The following is a 21128-nucleotide window of genomic DNA, read 5'->3' as shown; positions in this document are numbered from 1 at the left end:
GAGATTGCCAACGAGTTGGGTCACGCCGACACCAATGTCACGGCCGGTTATCTCGGCCGAAAGACTCAGCCCACGAGAGCGGCCGACGTGATGGCCCCACCTGTCGGGACAGCACGGCTGCGCGCCGTCTGACTGGGCGTGTCCCTGTTGCGGCAAGAGCGGTCACGCGATGCCGTACTGACAGAGGCATGTGAGTGCTTTGGCGGACGACATCCTGAGGAGAGAGGGTTCCCGCCAGAGGCGGCCCCCTCACCAGCGGTAATGTCCCCACATGACTGAGCCCAAGGACACTAACCGCGCTCCCGGATACCGGACCGGGCGGATGAATGCCTTCAGCGACGGGGTGTTCGCTATCGCGATCACCCTGCTCATCCTCGAGATCGCCGTCCCCGCTGGATCCGGGGACGATCTACTCAGCGCGCTGGGCGACCAATGGCCTTCCTACCTGGCCTACTTCGTGAGTTTCGCAACCATTGGAGCAGTCTGGTTCGCCCACACCGTGATCACCGAGTACCTCGATCATGCGGACTCGGTGCTGATCCGGCTGAACCTGCTGCTGCTGCTGGTGGTGTCGTTCCTGCCCTTCCCCACCAAACTGCTAGCGGAGTACATCCACGAGGCGGATGCGGAGCGCGTCGCCGCCACCGTGTACGGGATCAACCTGTTGCTGGCAATCCTGATGGTCTCGGTCACGTGGCGCTACGCGGTCCGCGGACACCTGGTGAAGCCCGACATGGCCGACGAGGACGTGAAGACGCTCACCAAGCGGCTGACACCGACTCTTGGCCTGTACGTCGTGATGATCCTCTTGGGCCTGTTCCTACCCCTTGCCGCCGTTGTCGGCTACCTCGCGCTCGCCCTGTTCATCCTCATCCCCTTCAGCGCCATCCGCCATCGGCCAAGCGAGGCCTGATCAGACTCCTCGTGGTCGGTAAATCGTGTCTGCCCGCGCGGAGGGCGTCAGTAGGGACACACTCGGCGAGGGCACTACCGTTTGATTAGTGGGGAATTTCTGGGGAACGAACTGAAATAGCAACAGGGCCTGATCTGCGTTACCTGGAACGATGAACCTTGCTCAGGGGTTCTGTCGGTTCAGGTGGAGGGCACTTTCTACGTGCAGGCTATCGGGTTGCGTCCCAGGGTCCAGGTCAGTGCCGATGGTTCGGGGGTAGTCGGTCATGCCGGGTCACGGTTGCTGGCTGATCTCGCTGATGCCACCGGGCTCACCGCCGCGTACTCCACCGCGCTCAGGCCGCTCCGGCCGCGCGGGACCGGGCATGATCCGGGCCGGATCGCCACCGATCTGGCGGTGATGCTCGCCGACGGCGGCGAGGCCACTGCGGATCTGGCAGTACTGCGCGACCAAGCAGAGGTGTTCGGCCCCGTCGCCTCGACACCGACGGCCTGGCGACTGCTCGCCGACATCGATGGGAGGACACTGTCTTCTCTGCGCTCGGCCCGTGCCCAGGCCCGGGAAGTGGCCTGGCTGCAAGCCGCCGAGCAAGGCGAGGGCATTCCCACAGTCCGGGCCGCGGGACGCATTCTGCCCGGGCTGGTCCTGGACCTCGACGCCACGCTGGTCACCTGCCACTCCGAGAAAGAGCAGGCCGCACCCACCTATAAGGGCGGCTTCGGCTTTCACCCGCTGCTGTGATTCCTGGCCAACACGGGCGAGGCGCTGTCCGGCCGGCTGCGGCCCGGGAACGCCGGCGCCAACACCGCCGCCGACCACATCACGGTGCTCGACCAGGCACTCGCGCAGATCCCCGACGCCCACCGGCACGGCACCGACATCCTGATCCGCACCGACAGCGCCGGATCCGCGAAAGCCTTCCGTGCCCACGTCCGCGACGTGGGAAACGAGGAATCCGTACCTTCTTCTCGGTCGGATACGCGGTCACCGAGCCGGTCCGCCACGCTGTCCGGGCCATACCCGACCGTCCATGGCATCCCGCTCTGGACCAGGACGGGACTCTGCGTGGTGGCGCCGAGGTCACCGAGCTGACCGGCATGGTCGACCTGACCGGCTACCCGGCCGGCACCCGCGTCATCGTGCGCCGAGAGCGGCCGCACCCCGGTGCCCAGCTGTCCCTGTTCGACCAGGACGAGGGCCTGCGGCATCAGGTGTTCCTCACCGACACCCCATCCTGCGGTGGTGGTTCCGCCCAGTTCCTGGAGGTCCGCCACCGCGGGCATGCCACCGTCGAGGACCACATCCGGTGCGGCAAGAGCACCGGCTTCGGCCGCTTCCCCTCCCGCGACTTCGACATCAACACTGTCTGGCTCGAACTCAGCCTCGCGGCAATCGATCTGCTGGCCTGGACCCGTGTCCTGCTGCTGGACGGCGAACTCGCCACTGTCGAGCCGAAGAAGCTCCGCTACCGGCTGCTGCACGTCGCCGCCCGCCTCACTCGCGGCGGTCGACGCCTACGCTTGCGGATATCGGTGACCTGGCCCTGGAGGAACGAACTGGCCACGGCTTTCCACCGCCTTGCCGCACTGCCCCGACCTGGCGGCTGACCGGCAGCCCCTCGTCCGCCCACGACCCGATAGACCTTGGAGAACCCGACCACCGCGCCGGGACTCAGCCCTGCCCAAGCACCGAAATCGCGTCGACCACCCCAGAGCTGCTGATCGTCGACGCCGCCTCATCCCAACCGAAACGGCGAGGCTAGTGGCGACCACTGACATCTCGCCGCCCCAGCATGGAATGTGTCAGCCGTGCGCTGACGCTGCTTTGCCTCGGGTGTCCCCCGACAGCAGGCGCTCCTGGGCTTGTTGTGAGACGGCCGTGCTCCAGAGCTCGGGCCGTCTGTGGGCCGTCGAATGGCGGCCCAGGGCGACCAACGACGACCACCAACGGCCCCTCGGCAGAGAGCCAGCGCTGCAGCAACGTGGCTCACCTGAGGTCACCTCCGCGCTTCACCACTTCCTGCGCAACAAGAAGCAGGAGTGGGAGGAGTACCGCTCCGAGGTCACGGCCTTCGAGCTGCGGAAGAACCTGCCGGTGCTGTAGCGGCAGGTCGGTGTGGCGGTGTCACGCCTCCGTCGTGGTCTTGCGTCGGCGTACGGCGAACACCGCGCCGGCGCCGGCCACGGCGGCGGTACCGCCGACGAGGCCGACCACCGACAACGCGGGGCTGGATCCGGTGTCGGCGAGGCTGTCGGAGGCGGCGCCGGCGGGGGAGATCTCGAAGAAGGTGATCGATTCGGAGGGGTCATCGGCCTGCCAGCAGCCGTGGTTGTCCGCGTACTCGGCCTCACCCGTGACGTGGCCGACCGCTTGCGGCACTTCGCTGCTGACGCGGAGCCGCAGCTGGTGAGAGAACGACTGGCCGGGACCCAGTGAGAATGCGGTGAGGGTGCTGGCCTTGCCCGTGGGGTGAGTGAGCGTGGTCCACGTTCCGGTGGCCTTGTCGAGCACCTGCACGGTGATGTGGCGGGAGTAGTCCTTGTGGTCCTTGCCCATGATGCCGGCGCCGATCAGCGGCTTGATGTCGGTGATCTCGTGGTCGCTGCGGTTCCGTACGTTGAACGTGAACGTCTCCCAGCCTCCGCCGGCGACCACGCTGAAGCGAAGGTCCGATGTTTCGCTCCGCAGATCGTCGTTGAGCAAGGCCGTGCCTCTGCCCTTCTTGTCGACGCAGGGCTCGGAGCCGGTCCCGGCCGAGGCGCCTTCCGGACCGCTCGTCGACGTGGTCGGCGTCTCCTCCTGGGGCGCGGATGCTGCCGGGGTCGACAGCAGGGCGAGCGGCGCGATGACAGCGGCTGTGAGGAAAGCGCGGCGGAGCTTCAATGAGACCTCAGAAAGTCTGGTGCCGTGTGGCGGCAGGACGGACGAACGCGGGAGGCCTACGCGTGTGGGGGCGCGATGTGCCCTTGGATCCAGTTGTTTGATCAATGAGGCCTGTGAGTGGTTGTACTGCATCTCGCAGGACTTGGAACTCCGCGCCTTGCCCGCCCCGGGCGTGGGAGGGCGGCCCGCGTACCGCTGACGGGACCGGTGGTCGTGGACCTCGGCTCCGTCAGCGGGTGTCCTCAGGTCAGCCCATGCTCTTCGCGCCGTCCAGCGACTCACGGATGATGTCGGCGTGACCGGCGTGCTGGGCGGTCTCGGCGGCGATGTGCATCAACACCCTGCGGGCCGACCACTGCGTCTCGGCCTCGAACCACGGGGCCTTCGGCAGCGGCCACGCGGCGCCCAGGTCGGGCAGGGTGGCGACCAGGTCGTTGGTGCGGCGGGCCACCTCGTCGTACTCGGCCAGTACGCCGGCCAGCGTGTCACCGGGCAGCATCCGGAACTCGTCGGCCCGGCGCGCCCAGTCCGCCTCGGTCATGGCGGTGAAGTCCCCCATCGCGGAGGGGCCGTTCAGGATGAAGTCGACCCAGTTCCGCTCGACCGAGGTGACGTGCTTGATCAGTCCGCCCAGGCAGAGCTCGCTGGCGGTGGTCCGCAGGCCGGCCTGCTCGTCCGTGAGGTCGCGGGTGGTGAAGCGCAGGAAGTGACGGTGCTTGGCCAGCACGTCCAGCAGGTCGGCGCGCTCGCCGGTGGGGGCCGGGGTCCCGGTCGGTGCCTGGGTTGCCTGCTCGTCGACAGTCATGGTCTCCGCCTTTCGGGGTTCTTCCGTCGGTCGAGGACCACGCTAGGAGGCAACGAGGTCAGATCCTGTCCTAGAACGTCCCGGAGGCAGTGAGCGGGTGCCGCGCTGAAGCGGAGGGCTTCGTTCCGTAACTGCACGGAACCTTGCCAGTCGCTCAGGCGTGCCCCTAGTGTCGACGGCAGACCAAAAGAAAGCGCTTTCTCGCCGACGGGCCCGGCCCACTCCGCCCTCTCCCATCGGTCTTACTGTCATGCCCATGACTACACCCATCCGGCGTAACTCGGAGCACGAAAGGCGAGACGACAATGAGACGATCAGTCGCCGTGCGACTCTCCGCTTTACTGGCCACGGGCGCCCTCGCGGCCGCGACCGGCGTGGCCCTGTCCACCTCCACCGCGTCCGCGGCCACCGGCGGCGTCACCGGCTACGCGACCCAGAACGGCGGGACCACCGGCGGTGCGGGCGGCCAGACGGTCCGCGCCACCACCGGCACCGCGATCCACCAGGCCCTGTGCAGCCGCGCCAGCAGCTCCACCCCGATCACCATCCAGGTCGAGGGCACCATCAACCACGGCAACACCGCCAAGGTGTCCGGCGGCAGCTGCAACACCGCGGCCGGCGTGATCGAGCTGAAGCAGATCAGCAACGTCACGATCGTCGGCGTCGGCAGCGGCGCCGTCTTCGACCAACTGGGCATCCACATCCGGGAGTCCAGGAACATCATCATCCAGAACGTGACCGTCCGGAACGTCAAGAAGTCCGGCTCGCCCACGTCGAACGGCGGAGACGCCATCGGCATGGAGAGCGGTGTCCGCAACGTCTGGGTCGACCACGTCACCCTGGAGGCGTCCGGCGGGGAGTCGGAGGGCTTCGACGGCCTCTTCGACATGAAGGACAACACCCAGTACGTGACCCTGTCCTACAGCACCCTGCGCAACTCGGGCCGCGGGGGCCTGATCGGCTCCAGCGAGAGCGACACCTCGAACGGCTACGTCACCTTCCACCACAACCTGTACGAGAACATCGACTCCCGCGCGCCCCTCCTGCGCGGCGGCATCGCGCACATCTACAACAACCACTACAGGAGCCTGAACGAGTCCGGCATCAACTCCCGCGCCGGCGCCCGCGCGAAGGTGGACAACAACTACTTCGAGGACTCGAAGGACGTCCTCGGCACCTTCTACACCGACGCGGCCGGCTACTGGCAGGTCAGCGGCAACGTCTTCGACAACGTGACCTGGTCCTCGCGCAGCGGCGACAACAACCCGGCAGGCCCGAACCCGACGTCGAACACGTCGGTGAGCATCCCGTACGCGTACACCCTCGACGCGGCCACCTGCGTGCCGGGCGTGGTGAGTCAGACGGCCGGCGCCAACAAGGGGCTGAAGGTCTCCGACGGCAGCTGCACCCCGCAGAACCCGGACCCGACCGACCCCGGCCCGACGGACCCGGACCCCGACCCCACCGACCCGGACCCGACCGACCCGCCCACCGGCACCAACCTCAGCCTCGGCGCGGGCGCCGACGGTTCCTCCAAGGCCGACGGCACGAGCTACGGGAACGTCCGTGACGGCGACATGAGCACGTACTGGTCGCCGTCCGGCGCGACGGGCTCCGTATCGGTCAAGTGGGGCACGGCCACCACGGTGTCCAAGATCAACATCCGCGAGGCGTCGGGCGCCACGGGCGCGATCCGCTCCTACCGCGTCATCAACCACGACACCGGCGCGGTCCTCGCCTCCGGCAGCGGTGCGGGCGTCATCAGCTTCGCCCCGACATCCCTGAAGAAGATCACCTTCGAGATCACCGGCACGTCCGGCACCCCGAAGGTCGCCGAGTTCGAGACATACGCGAGCTGACACACCCGGGGGCCGTCCTCGCGGCGGCCCCCGGCCCCCGGCCTCAGCGGGCGCTGTGCGACACGAAGCGGCTCCATGCGGCGGACGTGACGGTGAGCCGGGGGCCGTCGGGCGCCTTGGAATCACGGACGTGGACGGAACCGGGGGCTATCGCGACCTCCACGCAGTCGTTTCCGTCCCCGCTGCTGCTGTAACTGCTCCGGAACCACGGCAGCGTCGGGGCGTCCCGGTCAGAAGTGTGGGTCATGACTCTCCAAGCATCTGCTCGATGAAGGCCCGCGATTCCCGGGGCGTGAGGGCCTGGGCGCGGATCATGCCATAACGCAGTTCGAGGATTCTCAACTGCCTCGGATCGGTCACCGGCCGACCGGCGAAGGCCCCGTCGGAGCGCCCCACTGCGGTGCCGTCCGCGAACTTCAGCACCTCGATCAGCCCGCCCGTCCCGAAGTGGTCCTCGACCTCGGTCGGCATCACCTGAATCGACACATGCCGCAACTTCCCCAGTTCCAGCAGGCGTTCGAGCTGCCGACGCCACACCATTGTGCTCCCGACCGGACGCCGGAGCGTCACTTCCTCCTGGACGAAGCTCAGCATCGGCGCCGGTGACCTCTCGAAGACCGACCGCCGGGCCAGCCGGGCGGCCACCATGCGTTCCGTCTCCTCCTCCGTATGGGCGGGGAGCCAGACGTCGAACAGCGCACGCATGTGGTCCTCGGTCTGCAACAGTCCGTGGACGTTGTGGTTGCTGTACAGGCCGATCTCCACGGCCTGGGACTCCAGCTTGGCGAGTTCCCGGACCCTCTTCGGATACCGGACCTTGGCCACGTCCTCCTTCATCGCGGCGATCAGCCCGCCCGCCCCCAGGACCTCGTCCGCCTTCTCCAGGTACTCGGGCCGGGGAATCCGCTTCCCGCCCTCGACCTTGTAGACGAGGTCCTCCCCGTACTTCACCGCCGCCGCGAAGTCGGAGGCGCGCATCCCCGCGGCCTCCCGGCGCAGCTTCAACTGCCGCCCCACCGTGGTGACCACGGCCACCCCCCACTCGTCGTCCGGGTCGACCTCCCACCCCGGTTCGTCCGCCTGAGCCTCGTCCGCGAGGCGCACCGCCTCACCGTCCACCGACATCCGCACCCCTCCACCGCACGCGTCGTATCGCGACGTGCCCGACGGTAGGTGGACCGGCGAGGCCGAGCGACGAGAACGACCCTCGCTGCACGCCAACGAGTGACGCCGATCCGCTGCCTCGGTGCGGTACCCCTGCCGTGCCGCCTCTCAGCCCCCCGCCTGCTCCGTCAGCAGCCGGTGCAGCGGTTCCGTCGCGCGCTTCCGGTACTCCTGTACCGCCCAGCCGTTGCCGTCCGGGTCCGTGAAGTACATGAAGGTGGCGCCGTCGGCCTCCGAGTACTGGACCGGCTCGGAGACGTCTAGGCCCCGCGCGACCAGGTCAGCGTGGGCCTCCTTGATGTCGGCGACGACGAGCTGGAGCCCCTGGTAGGAGCCGGGGGACGGGGTGGGTCCCGGGGTCGCCTCCCAGAAGGTGTCGCCGAGCGCGATCGAGCAGCCGGAACCCGGCGGGGTGAGCTGGACCAGGCGCATGCCCGGCATCACCTCCTCGTCGATGTCGACGTGGAAGCCGACCTTGTCCCGGTAGAAGTCCCTCGCCCGGTCGATGTCGCTCACCGGCAGCGGGATCACTTCGAGGGTCATGAACATGAGATGGGGGCTCCTTGGCTCAGGGGTTGCGGGTTCCTGCGTGTTCCTTCGTACACGTGCCGGCCCGGCGTCAGGCGAACCGCCACCTCGTCTGGCTGAACGGCTCTCCCTTACCGAAGCCGAAGACGGTGCGCGGCGCCACCGAGAACACCACGGCCCGTCCCGGACCGTGGTGGAAGTGCCCGTCGCCGACCTCGAAGTGCCAGAAACTGCCGTACTTCTCCTCCCACGCCGCTGCCAGCTCACGCAGCCGCGCGTCGTCGGCGACCCGTACCGCCTCGCCCTCGACCACCACGTCGTAGCCCTTGTTCCAGGTGTTGGTGCCGGTGGTCAGCACGACGTGCGGGTTCTCGGCCAGGTTGCGGGCCTTGCGCTCGTCCGGCCCGGTGCAGAAGTGCAGCGCGTCCGCCGACCACACGGCCGGGAGCGGGGTGACGTGGGGGCGGCCGTCGGGGCGGACCGTGGAGATCCAGAACAGTTCCGCCTCGTTGATCAGCCGCCGCACCTCGGGCCAGGGCGGCGAGCCGGCCTCCGGGTCGCTGTAGCGGGGGTCGAGACGGGTCTGTGGGGTGTCGGTCATGAGATCTCCCTCGCGGACGGGCCGGGTGTGCGCTCCTCCATCAGACCCCGTCCGGCGCCGGAACTCATCGCGGACCGCTCCCCGGGGCCGTCCGCGCCCGCTGCGAATAGGCTCAGGGCCGAACGACCCGTATCCGAGGCACGAGGGAGGCCGGGGATGACGTCGGCGCCGGGGCGCAGGAGCAGTATCTTCACGCGGCTGCTGCGGCACGGCTTCACCGATCCGTCCGCCGCCGAGCGGCTGCTGGACAGCGCAGGGCTGGCGCCCGTGCGCAACGATCCCGTCCTGCTCGACGCCCTCGGCCAGGCCGCCGACCCCGACCTCGCGCTGCTCGGACTCGTCCGGCTGCTGGAGGCGCAGGACGGTGCCACCGCCCGCCAGGAGCTGCTGGACACCCTGATAGCGGCCAAGCCGCTGCGGGACCGGCTTCTCGGGGTGCTCGGCGCGTCCGCCGCGCTCGCCGAACACCTCGCCCGCCACCCGAAGGACTGGCAGGCCCTCGTCACGTACGAGCCGCGCGACCTGCACCGTGGCGTCGAGGAGTTCGAGCGCGGCCTCGCGGGCGCCGACGACCCGGTCTCGCTCCGCGTCGCCTACCGGCGCTGTCTGCTGTCCATCGCCGCCCGTGACGTCTGCGGCACCATCGAGGTCGCCGAGACCGCCGCCGAGCTCGCCGACCTCGCCACCGCCACCCTGCGCGCCGCCCTCGCCCTCGCCCAGGCCGCCGCGCCCGAGGACGCCGCGCTGTGCCGGCTCGCGGTGATCGCGATGGGCAAGTGCGGGGGACACGAGCTGAACTACGTCTCCGACGTCGACGTCATCTTCGTCGGCGAGGCGGCCGGCGGGGCCGACGAGGACAAGGCACTGCGCGCCGCGACCCGGCTCGCCTCGCACATGATGCGGATCTGCTCCGAGACCACCGTCGAGGGCTCCATCTGGCCCGTCGACGCCAATCTGCGCCCGGAGGGGCGCAACGGGCCGCTGGTGCGCACCCTCGCCTCCCACCTCGCCTACTACCAGCGCTGGGCCAAGACCTGGGAGTTCCAGGCGCTGCTCAAGGCCCGCCCGGTCGCCGGTGACCCGGCGCTCGGCGAGGAGTACGTCGCCGCGCTCCAGCCGCTGGTGTGGCAGGCCGCCGAGCGGGAGAACTTCGTCGCCGACGTGCAGAAGATGCGCCGCCGGGTGGTGGAGAACATCCCCGCCGCCGAGATCGACCGCCAGCTCAAGCTCGGCCCCGGCGGACTGCGGGACGTGGAGTTCGCCGTGCAGCTCCTTCAGCTCGTGCACGGCCGCTCCGACGCCTCCCTGCGCAGCGGCACCACCCTCGACGCGCTGAAGGCCCTCGCCGCCGGCGGCTACGTCGGCCGCGCGGACGCCGCCCAGCTCGACGACGCCTACCGCTTCCTGCGCTCGCTGGAGCACCGCATCCAGCTCTACCGGCTGCGCCGCACCCACCTCGTCCCCGAGGACGAGAACGACCTGCGCCGCCTGGGCCGTTCCCTCGGCCTGCGCACCGAACCGGTCACCACCCTGACCCGCGAGTGGAAGCGGCACGCCTCCGTCGTACGGCGGCTGCACGAGAAGCTGTTCTACCGGCCGCTGCTCGACGCCGTCGCCGCGCTCGCCCCCGGCGAGGCCCGGCTCAGCGCCGAGGCGGCGCGGGAGCGCATGGTGGCCCTCGGCTACGCCGACCCGGCCGCCGCGCTGCGCCACCTGGAGGCGCTGGCCTCCGGCGTCACCCGGAAGGCCGCCATCCAGCGCACACTGCTGCCCGTGCTGCTCGGCTGGTTCGCGGACTCCGCCGACCCGGACGCCGGCCTGCTCAACTTCCGCAAGGTCTCCGACGCGCTCGGCAAGACCCCCTGGTACCTGCGGCTGCTGCGCGACGAGGGCGCCGCCGCCGAGAACCTGGCCCGGGTGCTGTCCGCCGGCCGGCTCGCCCCCGACCTGCTGATGCGCGCCCCCGAGGCGGTGGCGCTGCTCGGCGACGGCGACGGCGGGGGACTCACCCCCCGTTCCCGCTCCTCCCTGGAGCAGGAGGTCCTCGCCGCCGTCCGCCGCGCCGACAACGCCGTCCAGGGCGTCACGGCCGCCCGCGGCGTGCGCCGCCGCGAGCTGTTCCGCACCTGTGCCGCCGACATCGTCGGCTCCTACGGCACCGAGTCCCAGCCCGCCGAGGCCGACCAGGGGGCCCTCGTGGACCTGGTGGGCGGCGCGGTGTCCGACCTGACCGCCGCCACCCTCGCCGGCACGCTCCGCGCGGTGGTCCGGGAGGGCTGGGGGGACACGCTCCCCACCCGCTTCGCGATCATCGGCATGGGCCGCTTCGGCGGGCACGAGCTGGGTTACGGCTCCGACGCGGACGTCTTGTTCGTGCACGAGCCGCGCGAGGGCGTGGACGAACGGGAGGCGTCGCAGGCGGCGAACAAGGTCGTCTCGGAGATGCGCAGGCTGCTCCAGATCCCCAGCGCCGACCCGCCGCTGCTCATCGACGCCGACCTGCGCCCCGAGGGCAAGTCGGGCCCGCTGGTGCGCACCCTCACGTCGTACGAGGCGTACTACCGCCGCTGGTCGCTGGTGTGGGAGCGGCACGCGCTGCTGCGCGCCGAGCACGTCGCCGGGGACGAGGACCTCGGGCGCCGCTTCACCGAGCTGATCGACCCGCTGCGCTACCCGGCCGACGGGCTCGGCGAGGAGGCCGTACGGGAGATCCGCCGGCTGAAGGCCCGCATGGAGTCCGAACGGCTGCCGCGCGGCGCCGACCCCAAGCTGCACGCCAAACTCGGCCCGGGCGGGCTGTCGGACGTGGAGTGGACCGTGCAGCTGCTCCAGCTGCGGCACGGTGCCGGGGAGCCGGGCCTGCGCACGACCCGCACACGGGAGGCGCTGGCCGCCGCCCGCGCGGCCGGGCTGATCTCCGAGGAGGACGCCGGCATCCTCGACGAGGCCTGGGTGCTGGCCACCCGTGTGCGCAACGCGGTGATGCTGGTCCGCGGCCGCGCGGGGGACACCTTCCCCACGGTGCCCCGCGAGCTGGCCGCCGTCGGCCGTTACCTGGGCTACGGCCCCGGCCACGCGGGCGACATGCTCGACGCGTACCGGCGCACGGCACGACGGGCGCGGGGCGTGGTGGAGGAGCTGTTCTACGGGGGGCTGTAAGGCTACCCCTGCTTGGGCAGCACGATGGGCTCCGGGGCTCTCTCCTCCGCTTCCCGGGCCCGCTCCTCCGGCTCCGGCACCCGCCTCGGCAGGGCGTAGGGCTGCCGGCCGTACCAGGCCAGTGCGATGCCGTAGCCGACGGCCAGGCAGATGACGCCGCCCACCGCGTCCAGCCAGAAGTGGTTGGCGGTGGCGACGATGACCACCAGTGTGGCCGCCGGGTAGACCAGGCCGAGCACCCGCACCCACGGGACGGTGGCCAGCGCGAAGATCGTCAGACCGCACCACACCGACCAGCCGATGTGCATCGAGGGCATCGCGGCGTACTGGTTGGACATGTTCTTCAGGTCGCCGGAGGCCATGGAGCCCCAGGTCTGGTGCACCATCACGGTGTCGACGAAGTCCTGGCCGTTCATCAGCCGGGGCGGGGCGAGCGGGTACAGGTAGTAGCCGACCAGGGCGATGCCGGTGGTGGTGAACAGCACCAGTCTGGTCGCCGCGTACCGGCCGGGATGACTACGGTAGAGCCACACCAGGACACCCAGCGTCACCACGAAGTGCAGGGTGGCGTAGTAGTAGTTCATGCCGACGACGAGCCAGGTCACCGAGTTCACGGCGTGGTTGACGGACTCCTCGAACGCCAGACCGAGTTGCTGCTCGAGCTGCCAGATCCAGTCGGCGTTGCGCAGGGCCTCGGACCGCTGCTCGGGGACGGCGTTGCGGATCAGGGAGTACGTCCAGTAGCTCACCGCGATCAGCAGGATCTCGAACCACAACCGCGGCCGGCGCGGGGTGCGGCGACGGGGCAGGGGCCACCGTCCCGTCGTCTCGTCCGCGACGGGCTGCGCTGCGGCCTCGGCACGGCCATCCAGCGTGGTCACGGTCGGGTCACCCATGGACAAGAGTCTGCCAGAAAAGACGTCCCCCTCGGATCATCCCTCAGTCGGGCCTGACCCGCATCCCCTCCTGCGGGAAAAGGCGGGCGCCCTCCTCCCGTGGCAGTGCGCCGGAGGCGGTTTCCTCCGCCCTAGGGACGATTCCGGTCCCCGGGGGCAGAAGCGGTCGAACCGCGCACCACCAGTTCCGGCATGAACACGAACTCGCTGTGCGGCGCGGGCGTTCCGCCGATCTCCTCGAGCAGGGTGCGCACCGCCGCCTGGCCCATCGCCGGCACCGGCTTGCGGACGGTGGTCAGCGGCGGGTCGGTGAAGGCGATCAGCGGGGAGTCGTCGAAGCCGACCACCGAGATGTCCTTCGGCACGTCCAGACCGCGCTGCCGGGCCGCCCGTATCGCGCCCAGCGCCATCATGTCGCTCGCGCACACCACCGCCGTGCAGCCCCGGTCCATCAGCGCGGCGGCGGCGGCCTGCCCGCCCTCCAGGGTGTACAGCGAGTGCTGGATCAGCTCCGTCTCGGCCGTCTCGGCGCTCAGCCCCAGCTGTTCCTGCACGGCTCGCACGAAGCCCTCGATCTTGCGCTGCACCGGCACGAATCGTTTCGGCCCGAGCGCCAGCCCGATCCGGGTGTGGCCGAGGGACGCGAGGTGGGTGACCGCGAGCGCCATGGCGGCCCGGTCGTCGGGCGAGATGAACGGCGCCTGCACCTTCGGCGAGAAACCGTCGACGAGCACGAACGGCACGCCCTGCGCCCGCAGGCGCTCGTAGCGCTGCATGTCGGCGGTGGTGTCGGCGTGCAGTCCTGAGACGTAGATGATGCCGGCCACCCCGCGGTCCACGAGCATCTCCGTCAGCTCGTCCTCCGTCGAACCGCCCGGGGTCTGGGTGGCGAGCACCGGGGTGTAGCCCTGGCGGGTCAGCGCCTGCCCGATCACCTGCGCCAGCGCGGGGAAGATCGGGTTCTCCAGCTCGGGAGTGATCAGCCCGACCAGGCCCGCGCTGCGCTGCCGCAGCCGGACCGGGCGCTCGTAGCCCAGTACGTCGAGGGCGGCGAGCACGGACTGGCGGGTGGTGGCGGCGACGCCCGGCTTCCCGTTCAGGACCCGGCTGACGGTCGCCTCGCTCACCCCCGCCTGAGCAGCGATGTCAGCAAGCCGTGTGGTCACAGGACCGGACTGTATCTGCCGCTTCTCCCTGTGCACACCGATGGGACGCCTGGTGCGCGCCGTCGAACGGCCCGCTGCGGGCTGCTGGGTCATCGCGATCCCTCACGTCGTGGTCGGCGTCCGGTCCGCAAGGGATGATTCCCCCGGCGGCAACGGATGGCAAGTGCTTGCAGAGTCTTGCACAACAGTCCGAACCCCTGCCGTACGGGCGGAAATCCAGGTCGCGTGATGGTCGAGAACAGGTCACGGGCGCATAACTCTCCACGTCGCTTGCAAAACTTTTCTGCAAGGTCTTTCGCCACGGTTCCATCGCTGTTACGTTCACGTCGCCCGGCGGCGGCAACGGCGCGGTCGGCAAGTCAGCGGGACGGCAGACGGGGCCGGACCGCACTCACGGGCTTAACCCTCAAGGAGAACCTCATGCGGCGTGGCATAGCGGCCAGCGCTCTGGTGGCGTCCCTCGCCCTCGCGGCGACGGCCTGCGGCGGCGACAGCGACAGCGGCGACAAGGCCGGCGGCCCGGTCACCATCACCTGGTGGGACACCTCCAACGCGACCAACGAGGCGCCGACGTACCAGGCCCTGGTCAAGGAGTTCGAGGCCGCCAACAAGGACATCAAGGTCAAGTTCGTCAACGTCCCCTTCGACCAGGCGCAGAACAAGTTCGACACCGCCGCCGGTTCCAAGGGTGCCCCCGACGTGCTGCGCTCCGAGGTCGGCTGGACCCCCGCCTTCGCCAAGAAGGGCTTCTTCCTGCCGCTGGACGGCACCGAGGCCCTCGCCGAGCAGGACAAGTTCAAGTCCAACCTGCTCGAGCAGGCCAAGTACGAGGGCAAGACCTACGGCGTCCCCTTCACCACGGACACCCTCGCCTTCGTCTACAACAAGGCGCTGTTCGAGAAGGCCGGCGTCGAGGCCCCCAAGACCTGGGACGACCTGAAGAAGGCCGCCGCCACCATCAAGGACAAGACCGGCGTCGACGGCTACTGGGGCTCCACGGCCGGCTACTACGCCCAGCCGTTCCTGTACGGCGAGGGCACCGACATGGTCGACGCCGACGCCAAGAAGATCACCGTGAAGTCGCCCGCGGCCGAGAAGGCCTACGGCACCTGGCTGAGCCTCTTCGAGGGCAAGGGCCTGCACAAGGCCGACGTGACCGCCGACGCCTACGCCCACATCCAGGACGCGTTCGTCAACGGCAAGGTCGCCTCGATCATCCAGGGCCCGTGGGAGATCACCAACTTCTACAAGGGCACCGCCTTCAAGGACAAGAACAACCTCGGCATCGCCACCGTCCCGGCCGGCTCCGCCGGCAAGGCGGGCGCCCCGACCGGTGGCCACAACCTCTCGGTCTACGCCGGTTCCACGAAGGACAAGCAGGAGGCCGCGCTGAAGTTCGTGAAGTTCATGACCTCGGCCAAGGCGCAGGAGACCATCGCGCTGAAGAACTCCACGCTGCCCACGCGCGACGACGCCTACACCGACAAGGTCAAGGCCGACCCGGGCGTCGCCGGCTACCAGACGGTCCTCTCGGCCGCCCAGCCGCGCCCGGCGCTGCCCGAGTACAGCTCGCTGTGGGTCCCGATGGACGACGAGCTGCCGCAGATCGCGAGCGGCAAGGAGTCCCTGGACAAGGGCCTGGGCGACGCGGAGGCCGCGATCGTCAAGCTGGTGCCGGACTTCAGCAAGTAATGCCGGTGTGGCCGCCGGACCCGCTTCCCGCGAGGGAGGGTCCGGCGGCCACCGGCCTGTGTGCCGTACTCCTTGATCATCCAGAAGGTGCCGAACCATGACAGTCGCCATCGACCGCGCGACCGGCAAGCGCCGCGGTGACCGCGCGCCCAGCCCCGGGCCGGGCCAGCGTTTGAAGCACGCCTACCAGAAGCACTGGTACGCCTACGCCATGATCGCGCCGGTGGCCCTCGTGCTCGGCGTCATCGTGCTGTACCCGCTGGCGTACGGCTTCTACCTGACGCTCACCGACGCGGACAGCCTGAACTCGGCCCGCACCATCGGCGTCAACGAGATCGAGGCCACCTACAAGTTCATCGGCATCGACAACTACGCCGACATCCTGTGGGGCGAGACGGCCTACGACCGCTTCTGGTCGCACTTCCTCTGGACGATCGTGTGGACGGCGGCCTGTGTCGCCCTGCACTACGGCATCGGCCTGGGCCTCGCCCTGCTGCTCAACCAGAAGCTGCGCGGCCGCACCCTCTACCGGCTCGTCCTGATCCTGCCGTGGGCGGTGCCGACCTTCGTCACCGTCTTCGGCTGGCGCTTCATGCTCGCCGACGCCGGCATCATCAACTCCGGCCTGGACTTCCTCGGCCTGCCGACCCCGGCGTGGCTGGAGGACTCGTTCTGGCAGCGCGTCGCCGCCATCGTGGTCAACACCTGGTGCGGTGTGCCGTTCATGATGATCTCCCTGCTCGGCGGGCTGCAGTCGATCGACGCCAGCCTGTACGAGGCGGCCGAGATGGACGGAGCCAGTGCCTGGCAGCGCTTCCGGCACGTCACCCTGCCCGGTCTGCGCTCGGTCAGCTCCACCGTGATCCTGCTCGGCGTCATCTGGACCTTCAACCAGTTCGCGATCATCTTCCTGCTGTTCGGCAACACGGCCCCGGACGCACAGATCCTCGTGACCTGGGCCTACCAGCTCGGCTTCGGACAGCAGCCGCGCGAGTTCGCCGAGTCCGCCGCCTACGGCATGCTCCTGCTGGCCATCCTGATCGTCTTCACCTCCTTCTACCGCCGCTGGCTGAACCGCAATGAGCAGCAGCTCGCGATCTGAGGCAGGAGTCCCCATGAGCACCTCCACCGTCACCACCCCTGCTCCGGCGGACCGTCCTGCCGACGAGCGTCGGAAGGCGTCGCCCCGCAAGGCCCCCCGGCGCGGGGAGAGCAGCCCCCTGGCCCGCCTCACCTCGCACGGCATCCTGGTCGTGGCCAGCCTGATCGCCCTGTTCCCGGTCGCCTGGCTGCTTTTCCTGTCCCTCGGCCCCGACAAGGACGACTATCTGCGTCCCGGCGGCATCTGGGGAAAGATGACGCTCGACAACTACGCGTTCGTGCTGCAGAACACGAACTTCTTCGACTGGCTGAAGAGCTCGCTGATCGTGTCGCTCGGCACCACGGTCATCGGCGTGCTGGTCGCCGCCACCACCGGCTACGCCGTCTCCCGCATGCGCTTCCCGGGCTACAAGAAGTTCATGTGGGTGCTGCTGGTCACCCAGATGTTCCCGGTGGCCGTCCTGATGGTCCCGATGTACCAGATCCTCTCGGATCTGCAGCTCATCGACAGCTACCTTGGACTCATCCTCGTCTACTGCTCGACGGCGGTGCCGTACTGCGCCTGGCTGATGAAGGGCTACTTCGACACCATCCCCTTCGAGATCGACGAGGCCGGACGCGTCGACGGGCTGACCCCCTTCGGCACGTTCGCGCGGCTGATCCTGCCGCTCGCCAAACCCGGGCTGGCGGTCGCCGCGTTCTACAGCTTCATCACGGCGTTCGGCGAGGTCGCCTTCGCCACGACGTTCATGCTCGACGACGAGAAGTACACGCTCGCCGTCGGTCTGCAGAGCTTCGTCAGCGAGCACGACGCACAGCGCAACCTGATGGCCGCCACCGCGGTCCTGATCGCGATACCGGTCTCCGCGTTCTTCTACCTGGTGCAGAAGAACCTGGTCACCGGCCTCACCGCCGGCGGCACGAAGGGCTGACCCCCTTCGTGGTACGACTCCCGCGCGCCTGACTCGCGCGGGTAGGCGGCCGCGGTGCCCATCCGACCCCGCTGTCACCGCGGCCGCCTCGTTCCTCCGCCGTCACCCCCACTCGTCTCCCGACCGCACTCGTATCAAGGACGACATGAGCCAGCAGCCCTCCGCCGCCCCGGCCCCGACCCCCACGACCGACGCGGCCGTCGCCACCGTCGCCCGCCGCCGTGACTGGTGGCGGGACGCGGTGATCTACCAGGTGTACCCGCGCAGCTTCGCCGACAGCAACGGCGACGGCATGGGCGACCTGGAAGGCATCCGCTCCCGTCTGCCGTACCTGCGCGACCTCGGTGTGGACGCCGTGTGGCTCAGCCCCTTCTACGCCTCGCCGCAGGCCGACGCCGGCTACGACGTCGCCGACTACCGTGCCGTCGATCCCATGTTCGGCACCCTGCTCGACGCGGACGCGCTGATCCGCGACGCCCACGCACTGGGTCTCAGGATCATCGTCGACCTCGTGCCCAACCACTCCTCCGACCAGCACGAGTGGTTCAAGCGGGCCCTCGCCGAGGGCCCCGGCTCGCCCTCGCGGGACCGCTACCACTTCCGTCCCGGCAAGGGCGAGAACGGCGAGCTGCCGCCCAACGACTGGGAGTCGATCTTCGGCGGGCCCGCCTGGACCCGGGTCACCGAGCCCGACGGTACGCCCGGCGAGTGGTACCTGCACCTCTTCGCGCCCGAGCAGCCCGACTTCAACTGGGAGCACCCGGCGGTCGGCGACGAGTTCCGCTCCATCCTGCGGTTCTGGCTGGACATGGGCGTGGACGGCTTCCGTATCGACGTCGCCCACGGCATGGTGAAGGCGAAAGGCCTGCCGGACCTTGGATCCCACGAGCAGCTGAAGCTGCTGGGCAACGATGTCATGCCGTTCTTCGACCAGGACGGCGTGCACGACATCTACCGGCAGTGGCGGCTCATCCTCGACGAGTACTCGGGCGAGCGTATCTTCGTCGCCGAGGCGTGGACCCCGACCGTCGAGCGCACCGCCAACTACGTGCGCCCCGACGAGCTGCACCAGGCGTTCAACTTCCAGTACCTGGGCACCCACTGGGACGCCGAGGAGCTGCGCACGGTCGTCGACCGCACCCTGGACGCCATGCGCCCGGTCGGCGCCCCGGCCACCTGGGTGCTGTCCAACCACGACGTCACCCGGCACGCCACCCGCTTCGCCAACCCGGCGGGCCTCGGCACCCAGATCCGACTGGCCGGGGACCGTGAGCTGGGGCTGCGGCGCGCCCGTGCGGCGTCGCTGCTGATGCTGGCGCTGCCCGGTTCGGCGTACGTCTACCAGGGCGAGGAACTCGGTCTGCCGGACGTCGTGGACCTGCCGGACGAGGTGCGCCAGGACCCGGCGTACTTCCGGGGCGCGGGCCAGGACGGCTTCCGCGACGGCTGCCGGGTGCCGATCCCGTGGACCCGCGCGGGCTCGTCGTACGGCTTCGGTGACGGAGGGAGCTGGCTGCCGCAGCCGGAGGACTGGGCCGAGCTCAGCGTCGAGGCGCAGACCGGCGACCCCGGCTCGACCCTGGAGCTGTACCGGTCCGCGCTCGCCGTGCGCCGGGAGCGGGCCGACCTGGGCGCGGGCGACGCGGTGGAATGGCTGCGGGCGCCCGAGGGCGTCCTCGCCTTCCGGCGCGGGGAGTTCGTGTGCGTCGCCAACACCACGGCGGAGTCGGTGACCACCCCGGCGTACGGGCGGGTGCTGATCGCCAGCGGTGAGGTGGAGGAGACGGCCGGCGAGGCGAAGGTCCCGGCGGACACCACCGTGTGGTGGACCACGGGCTGACGACCGCCCCGCAACTTTTTTCATTCAAGTTGGTACGGCCCGCTGCCTTTTCGGGTGGCGGGCCTCTAACATCTGCGTTGCCGCAAGGTTGCTGAAGCTTTCTGCAAGAAGCTTCAACCAACTCCGGCGGTATCCCCACACCCTTCGATGAAGAAGGAACCCCACATGGCACGCAGAACCCTCTCCGCGGCCGTCGCCCTCGCGGCCGCCTCGATTGTCATGACCCCGACCGGTGCGGAGGCCTCCCCGCCCGGCACCAGGGACGTGACCGCCGTCCTCTTCGAGTGGAACTTCGCCTCCGTCGCACGCGAGTGCACCAACACCCTCGGCCCCGCGGGATACGGATACGTCCAGGTCTCCCCGCCCGCCGAGCACATACAGGGCTCGCAGTGGTGGACGTCCTACCAGCCGGTGAGCTACAAGATCGCCGGCCGCCTCGGCGACCGCGCCGCGTTCAAGAACATGGTCGACACCTGCCACGCGGCAGGCGTCAAGGTCGTCGCCGACACGGTCATCAACCACATGTCCGCGGGCAGCGGGACCGGCACCGGCGGATCGTCGTACACCAAGTACAACTACCCCGGCCTGTACTCCTCGTACGACTTCGACAACTGCACCGCGCAGATCACCAACTACGGCGACCGCTGGAACGTCCAGAACTGCGAGCTGGTCGGCCTCGCCGACCTCGACACCGGCGAGGACCACGTCCGCAGGACCATCGCGGGGTACATGAACGACCTGCTCTCCCTCGGTGTGGACGGGTTCCGCATCGACGCGGCCAAGCACATGCCGGCCGCCGACCTCGCCAACATCAAGTCCCGCCTGACCAACCCGTCCGTGTACTGGAAGCAGGAGGTCATCTACGGCGCCGGCGAAGCCGTCCAGCCCACCGAGTACACCGGGAACGGCGACGTCCAGGAGTTCCGCTACGCCTACGACCTCAAGCGGGTCTTCACCAACGAGAACCTCGCCTACCTGAAGAACTACGGCGAGGGCTGGGGCTACATGAACAGCTCCGTCTCCGGCGTCTTCGTCGACAACCACGACACCGAGCGCAACGGCAGCACGCTGTCCTACAAGGACAACGCCACCTACACGCTGGCCAACGTCTTCATGCTGGCCTGGCCGTACGGCGCCCCGGACATCAACTCCGGCTACGAGTTCACCGACCACGACGCGGGCCCGGCGAACGGCGGCCAGGTGAGCGCCTGCTGGCAGAGCGGCTGGAAGTGCCAGCACAACTGGCGGGAGATCAGGTCCATGGTCGGCTTCCGCAACGCGACCCGGGGCCAGGCGGTCACCAACTGGTGGGACAACGGCGGCGACGCGATCGCCTTCGGCCGGGGCAGCAAGGGCTTCGTGGCCATCAACCACGAGTCGGGCTCGCTGACCCGCACCTACCAGACCTCCCTCCCGGCGGGCACGTACTGCAACGTGCAGAACAACACGCCGGTGACGGTGAACAGTTCGGGCCAGCTGACCGCCACGCTGGGCAGCAACACGGCCCTCGCGGTGTACGCGGGCAAGTCGGGCTGCTGAACGGGCCTGGGCCGCGCCGCCGTTCACGGGGCGGCGCGGCCCACGGCCGG

16 protein-coding genes and 2 pseudogenes are annotated in these 21128 nt (G+C 69.6%); 10 read left to right on the top strand and 8 right to left on the bottom strand.

Annotated features, from left to right (window positions below):
* Positions 1–271 precede the first annotated feature (271 nt).
* From BU52_RS09925 to BU52_RS37125, 3 genes and pseudogenes are all read left to right on the top strand, one after another.
* Entirely contained in the window at positions 272–913 is a 642-nt protein-coding gene (locus BU52_RS09925; RefSeq protein ID WP_078903181.1) for a TMEM175 family protein, read from the top strand.
* A gap of 183 nt (positions 914–1096) precedes the next feature.
* Positions 1097–2520 (top strand): annotated as a pseudogene (locus tag BU52_RS33400) (IS1380 family transposase).
* 409 nt (positions 2521–2929) lie between these two features.
* A pseudogene (locus tag BU52_RS37125) lies at positions 2930–3016 on the top strand (glutamine synthetase); the annotation flags it as partial.
* 21 nt (positions 3017–3037) lie between these two features.
* Here BU52_RS37125 and BU52_RS09910 read toward each other — a convergent pair.
* Both BU52_RS09910 and BU52_RS09905 read right to left on the bottom strand, forming a co-directional pair.
* A complete protein-coding gene (locus BU52_RS09910) occupies positions 3038–3796 on the bottom strand; it encodes a hypothetical protein (protein WP_037931424.1) in 759 nt (252 codons plus the stop codon).
* A gap of 247 nt (positions 3797–4043) precedes the next feature.
* Complete coding sequence (locus tag BU52_RS09905; RefSeq protein WP_037931422.1) at positions 4044–4601, bottom strand: DinB family protein; 558 nt, start codon at positions 4599–4601, stop codon at positions 4044–4046.
* 305 nt (positions 4602–4906) lie between these two features.
* On the opposite strand from BU52_RS09905, the gene BU52_RS09900 reads away from it, so the two are divergent.
* Positions 4907–6460 (top strand): pectate lyase family protein, encoded by a 1554-nt coding sequence (locus BU52_RS09900; RefSeq protein ID WP_037931419.1) that lies wholly within the window; start codon positions 4907–4909, stop codon positions 6458–6460.
* Positions 6461–6503: 43 nt separating this feature from the next.
* Here the strand turns inward: BU52_RS09900 and BU52_RS33395 are convergent, their stop codons facing one another.
* The 4 genes from BU52_RS33395 to BU52_RS09885 form a co-directional block, all read right to left on the bottom strand.
* The gene (locus BU52_RS33395; protein WP_078903180.1) at positions 6504–6707 is read right to left on the bottom strand and encodes a DUF397 domain-containing protein; all 204 of its coding nucleotides are present in this window, start codon (positions 6705–6707) and stop codon (positions 6504–6506) included.
* Positions 6704–7585: a helix-turn-helix domain-containing protein gene (locus tag BU52_RS09895; protein WP_037931415.1), complete on the bottom strand. Its 882-nt coding sequence runs from the start codon at positions 7583–7585 to the stop codon at positions 6704–6706. Before BU52_RS09895 ends, BU52_RS33395 begins: the two co-directional genes overlap by 4 nt.
* A 147-nt stretch (positions 7586–7732) precedes the next feature.
* Complete coding sequence (locus tag BU52_RS09890) at positions 7733–8173, bottom strand: VOC family protein (RefSeq protein WP_037931412.1); 441 nt, start codon at positions 8171–8173, stop codon at positions 7733–7735.
* A gap of 70 nt (positions 8174–8243) precedes the next feature.
* Entirely contained in the window at positions 8244–8753 is a 510-nt protein-coding gene (locus BU52_RS09885) for a pyridoxamine 5'-phosphate oxidase family protein (protein WP_037931409.1), read from the bottom strand.
* Positions 8754–8909: 156 nt separating this feature from the next.
* Here BU52_RS09885 and BU52_RS09880 point away from each other — a divergent pair, with 156 nt between their 5' ends.
* Positions 8910–11912, top strand: coding sequence for a bifunctional [glutamine synthetase] adenylyltransferase/[glutamine synthetase]-adenylyl-L-tyrosine phosphorylase (locus BU52_RS09880; protein WP_037931408.1), 3003 nt, complete (start codon positions 8910–8912; stop codon positions 11910–11912).
* 2 nt (positions 11913–11914) lie between these two features.
* Here BU52_RS09880 and BU52_RS09875 read toward each other — a convergent pair whose 3' ends face one another.
* Entirely contained in the window at positions 11915–12808 is an 894-nt protein-coding gene (locus BU52_RS09875) for a phosphatase PAP2 family protein (protein WP_037931405.1), read from the bottom strand.
* Positions 12809–12939: 131 nt separating this feature from the next.
* On the bottom strand, positions 12940–13974 hold the full coding sequence (locus tag BU52_RS09870) for a LacI family DNA-binding transcriptional regulator (RefSeq protein WP_037931402.1): 1035 nt from the start codon (positions 13972–13974) through the stop codon (positions 12940–12942).
* 420 nt (positions 13975–14394) lie between these two features.
* On the opposite strand from BU52_RS09870, the gene BU52_RS09865 reads away from it, so the two are divergent.
* From BU52_RS09865 to BU52_RS09845, 5 genes are all read left to right on the top strand, one after another.
* Positions 14395–15666 carry an extracellular solute-binding protein gene (locus BU52_RS09865; protein WP_037931400.1) on the top strand — a complete coding sequence of 424 codons (1272 nt, stop codon included), beginning with the start codon at positions 14395–14397 and terminating at the stop codon, positions 15664–15666.
* 97 nt (positions 15667–15763) lie between these two features.
* Positions 15764–16768, top strand: coding sequence for a carbohydrate ABC transporter permease (locus tag BU52_RS09860; protein WP_037931397.1), 1005 nt, complete (start codon positions 15764–15766; stop codon positions 16766–16768).
* A 13-nt stretch (positions 16769–16781) separates the two neighbouring features.
* Positions 16782–17699, top strand: a complete 918-nt coding sequence (locus BU52_RS09855) for a sugar ABC transporter permease (protein ID WP_037931394.1) — start codon at positions 16782–16784, stop codon at positions 17697–17699.
* Between the two features lie 145 nt (positions 17700–17844).
* Positions 17845–19539: a glycoside hydrolase family 13 protein gene (locus BU52_RS09850; RefSeq protein WP_037931391.1), complete on the top strand. Its 1695-nt coding sequence runs from the start codon at positions 17845–17847 to the stop codon at positions 19537–19539.
* A gap of 165 nt (positions 19540–19704) precedes the next feature.
* Positions 19705–21078 (top strand): alpha-amylase, encoded by a 1374-nt coding sequence (locus BU52_RS09845; RefSeq protein ID WP_051858083.1) that lies wholly within the window; start codon positions 19705–19707, stop codon positions 21076–21078.
* Positions 21079–21128: the final 50 nt, after the last annotated feature.

Source organism: Streptomyces toyocaensis (assembly GCF_000725125.1).
In the GTDB taxonomy this organism is placed as follows: domain Bacteria; phylum Actinomycetota; class Actinomycetes; order Streptomycetales; family Streptomycetaceae; genus Streptomyces; species Streptomyces toyocaensis.
This window is presented reverse-complemented; position numbering and strand designations above follow the sequence as displayed.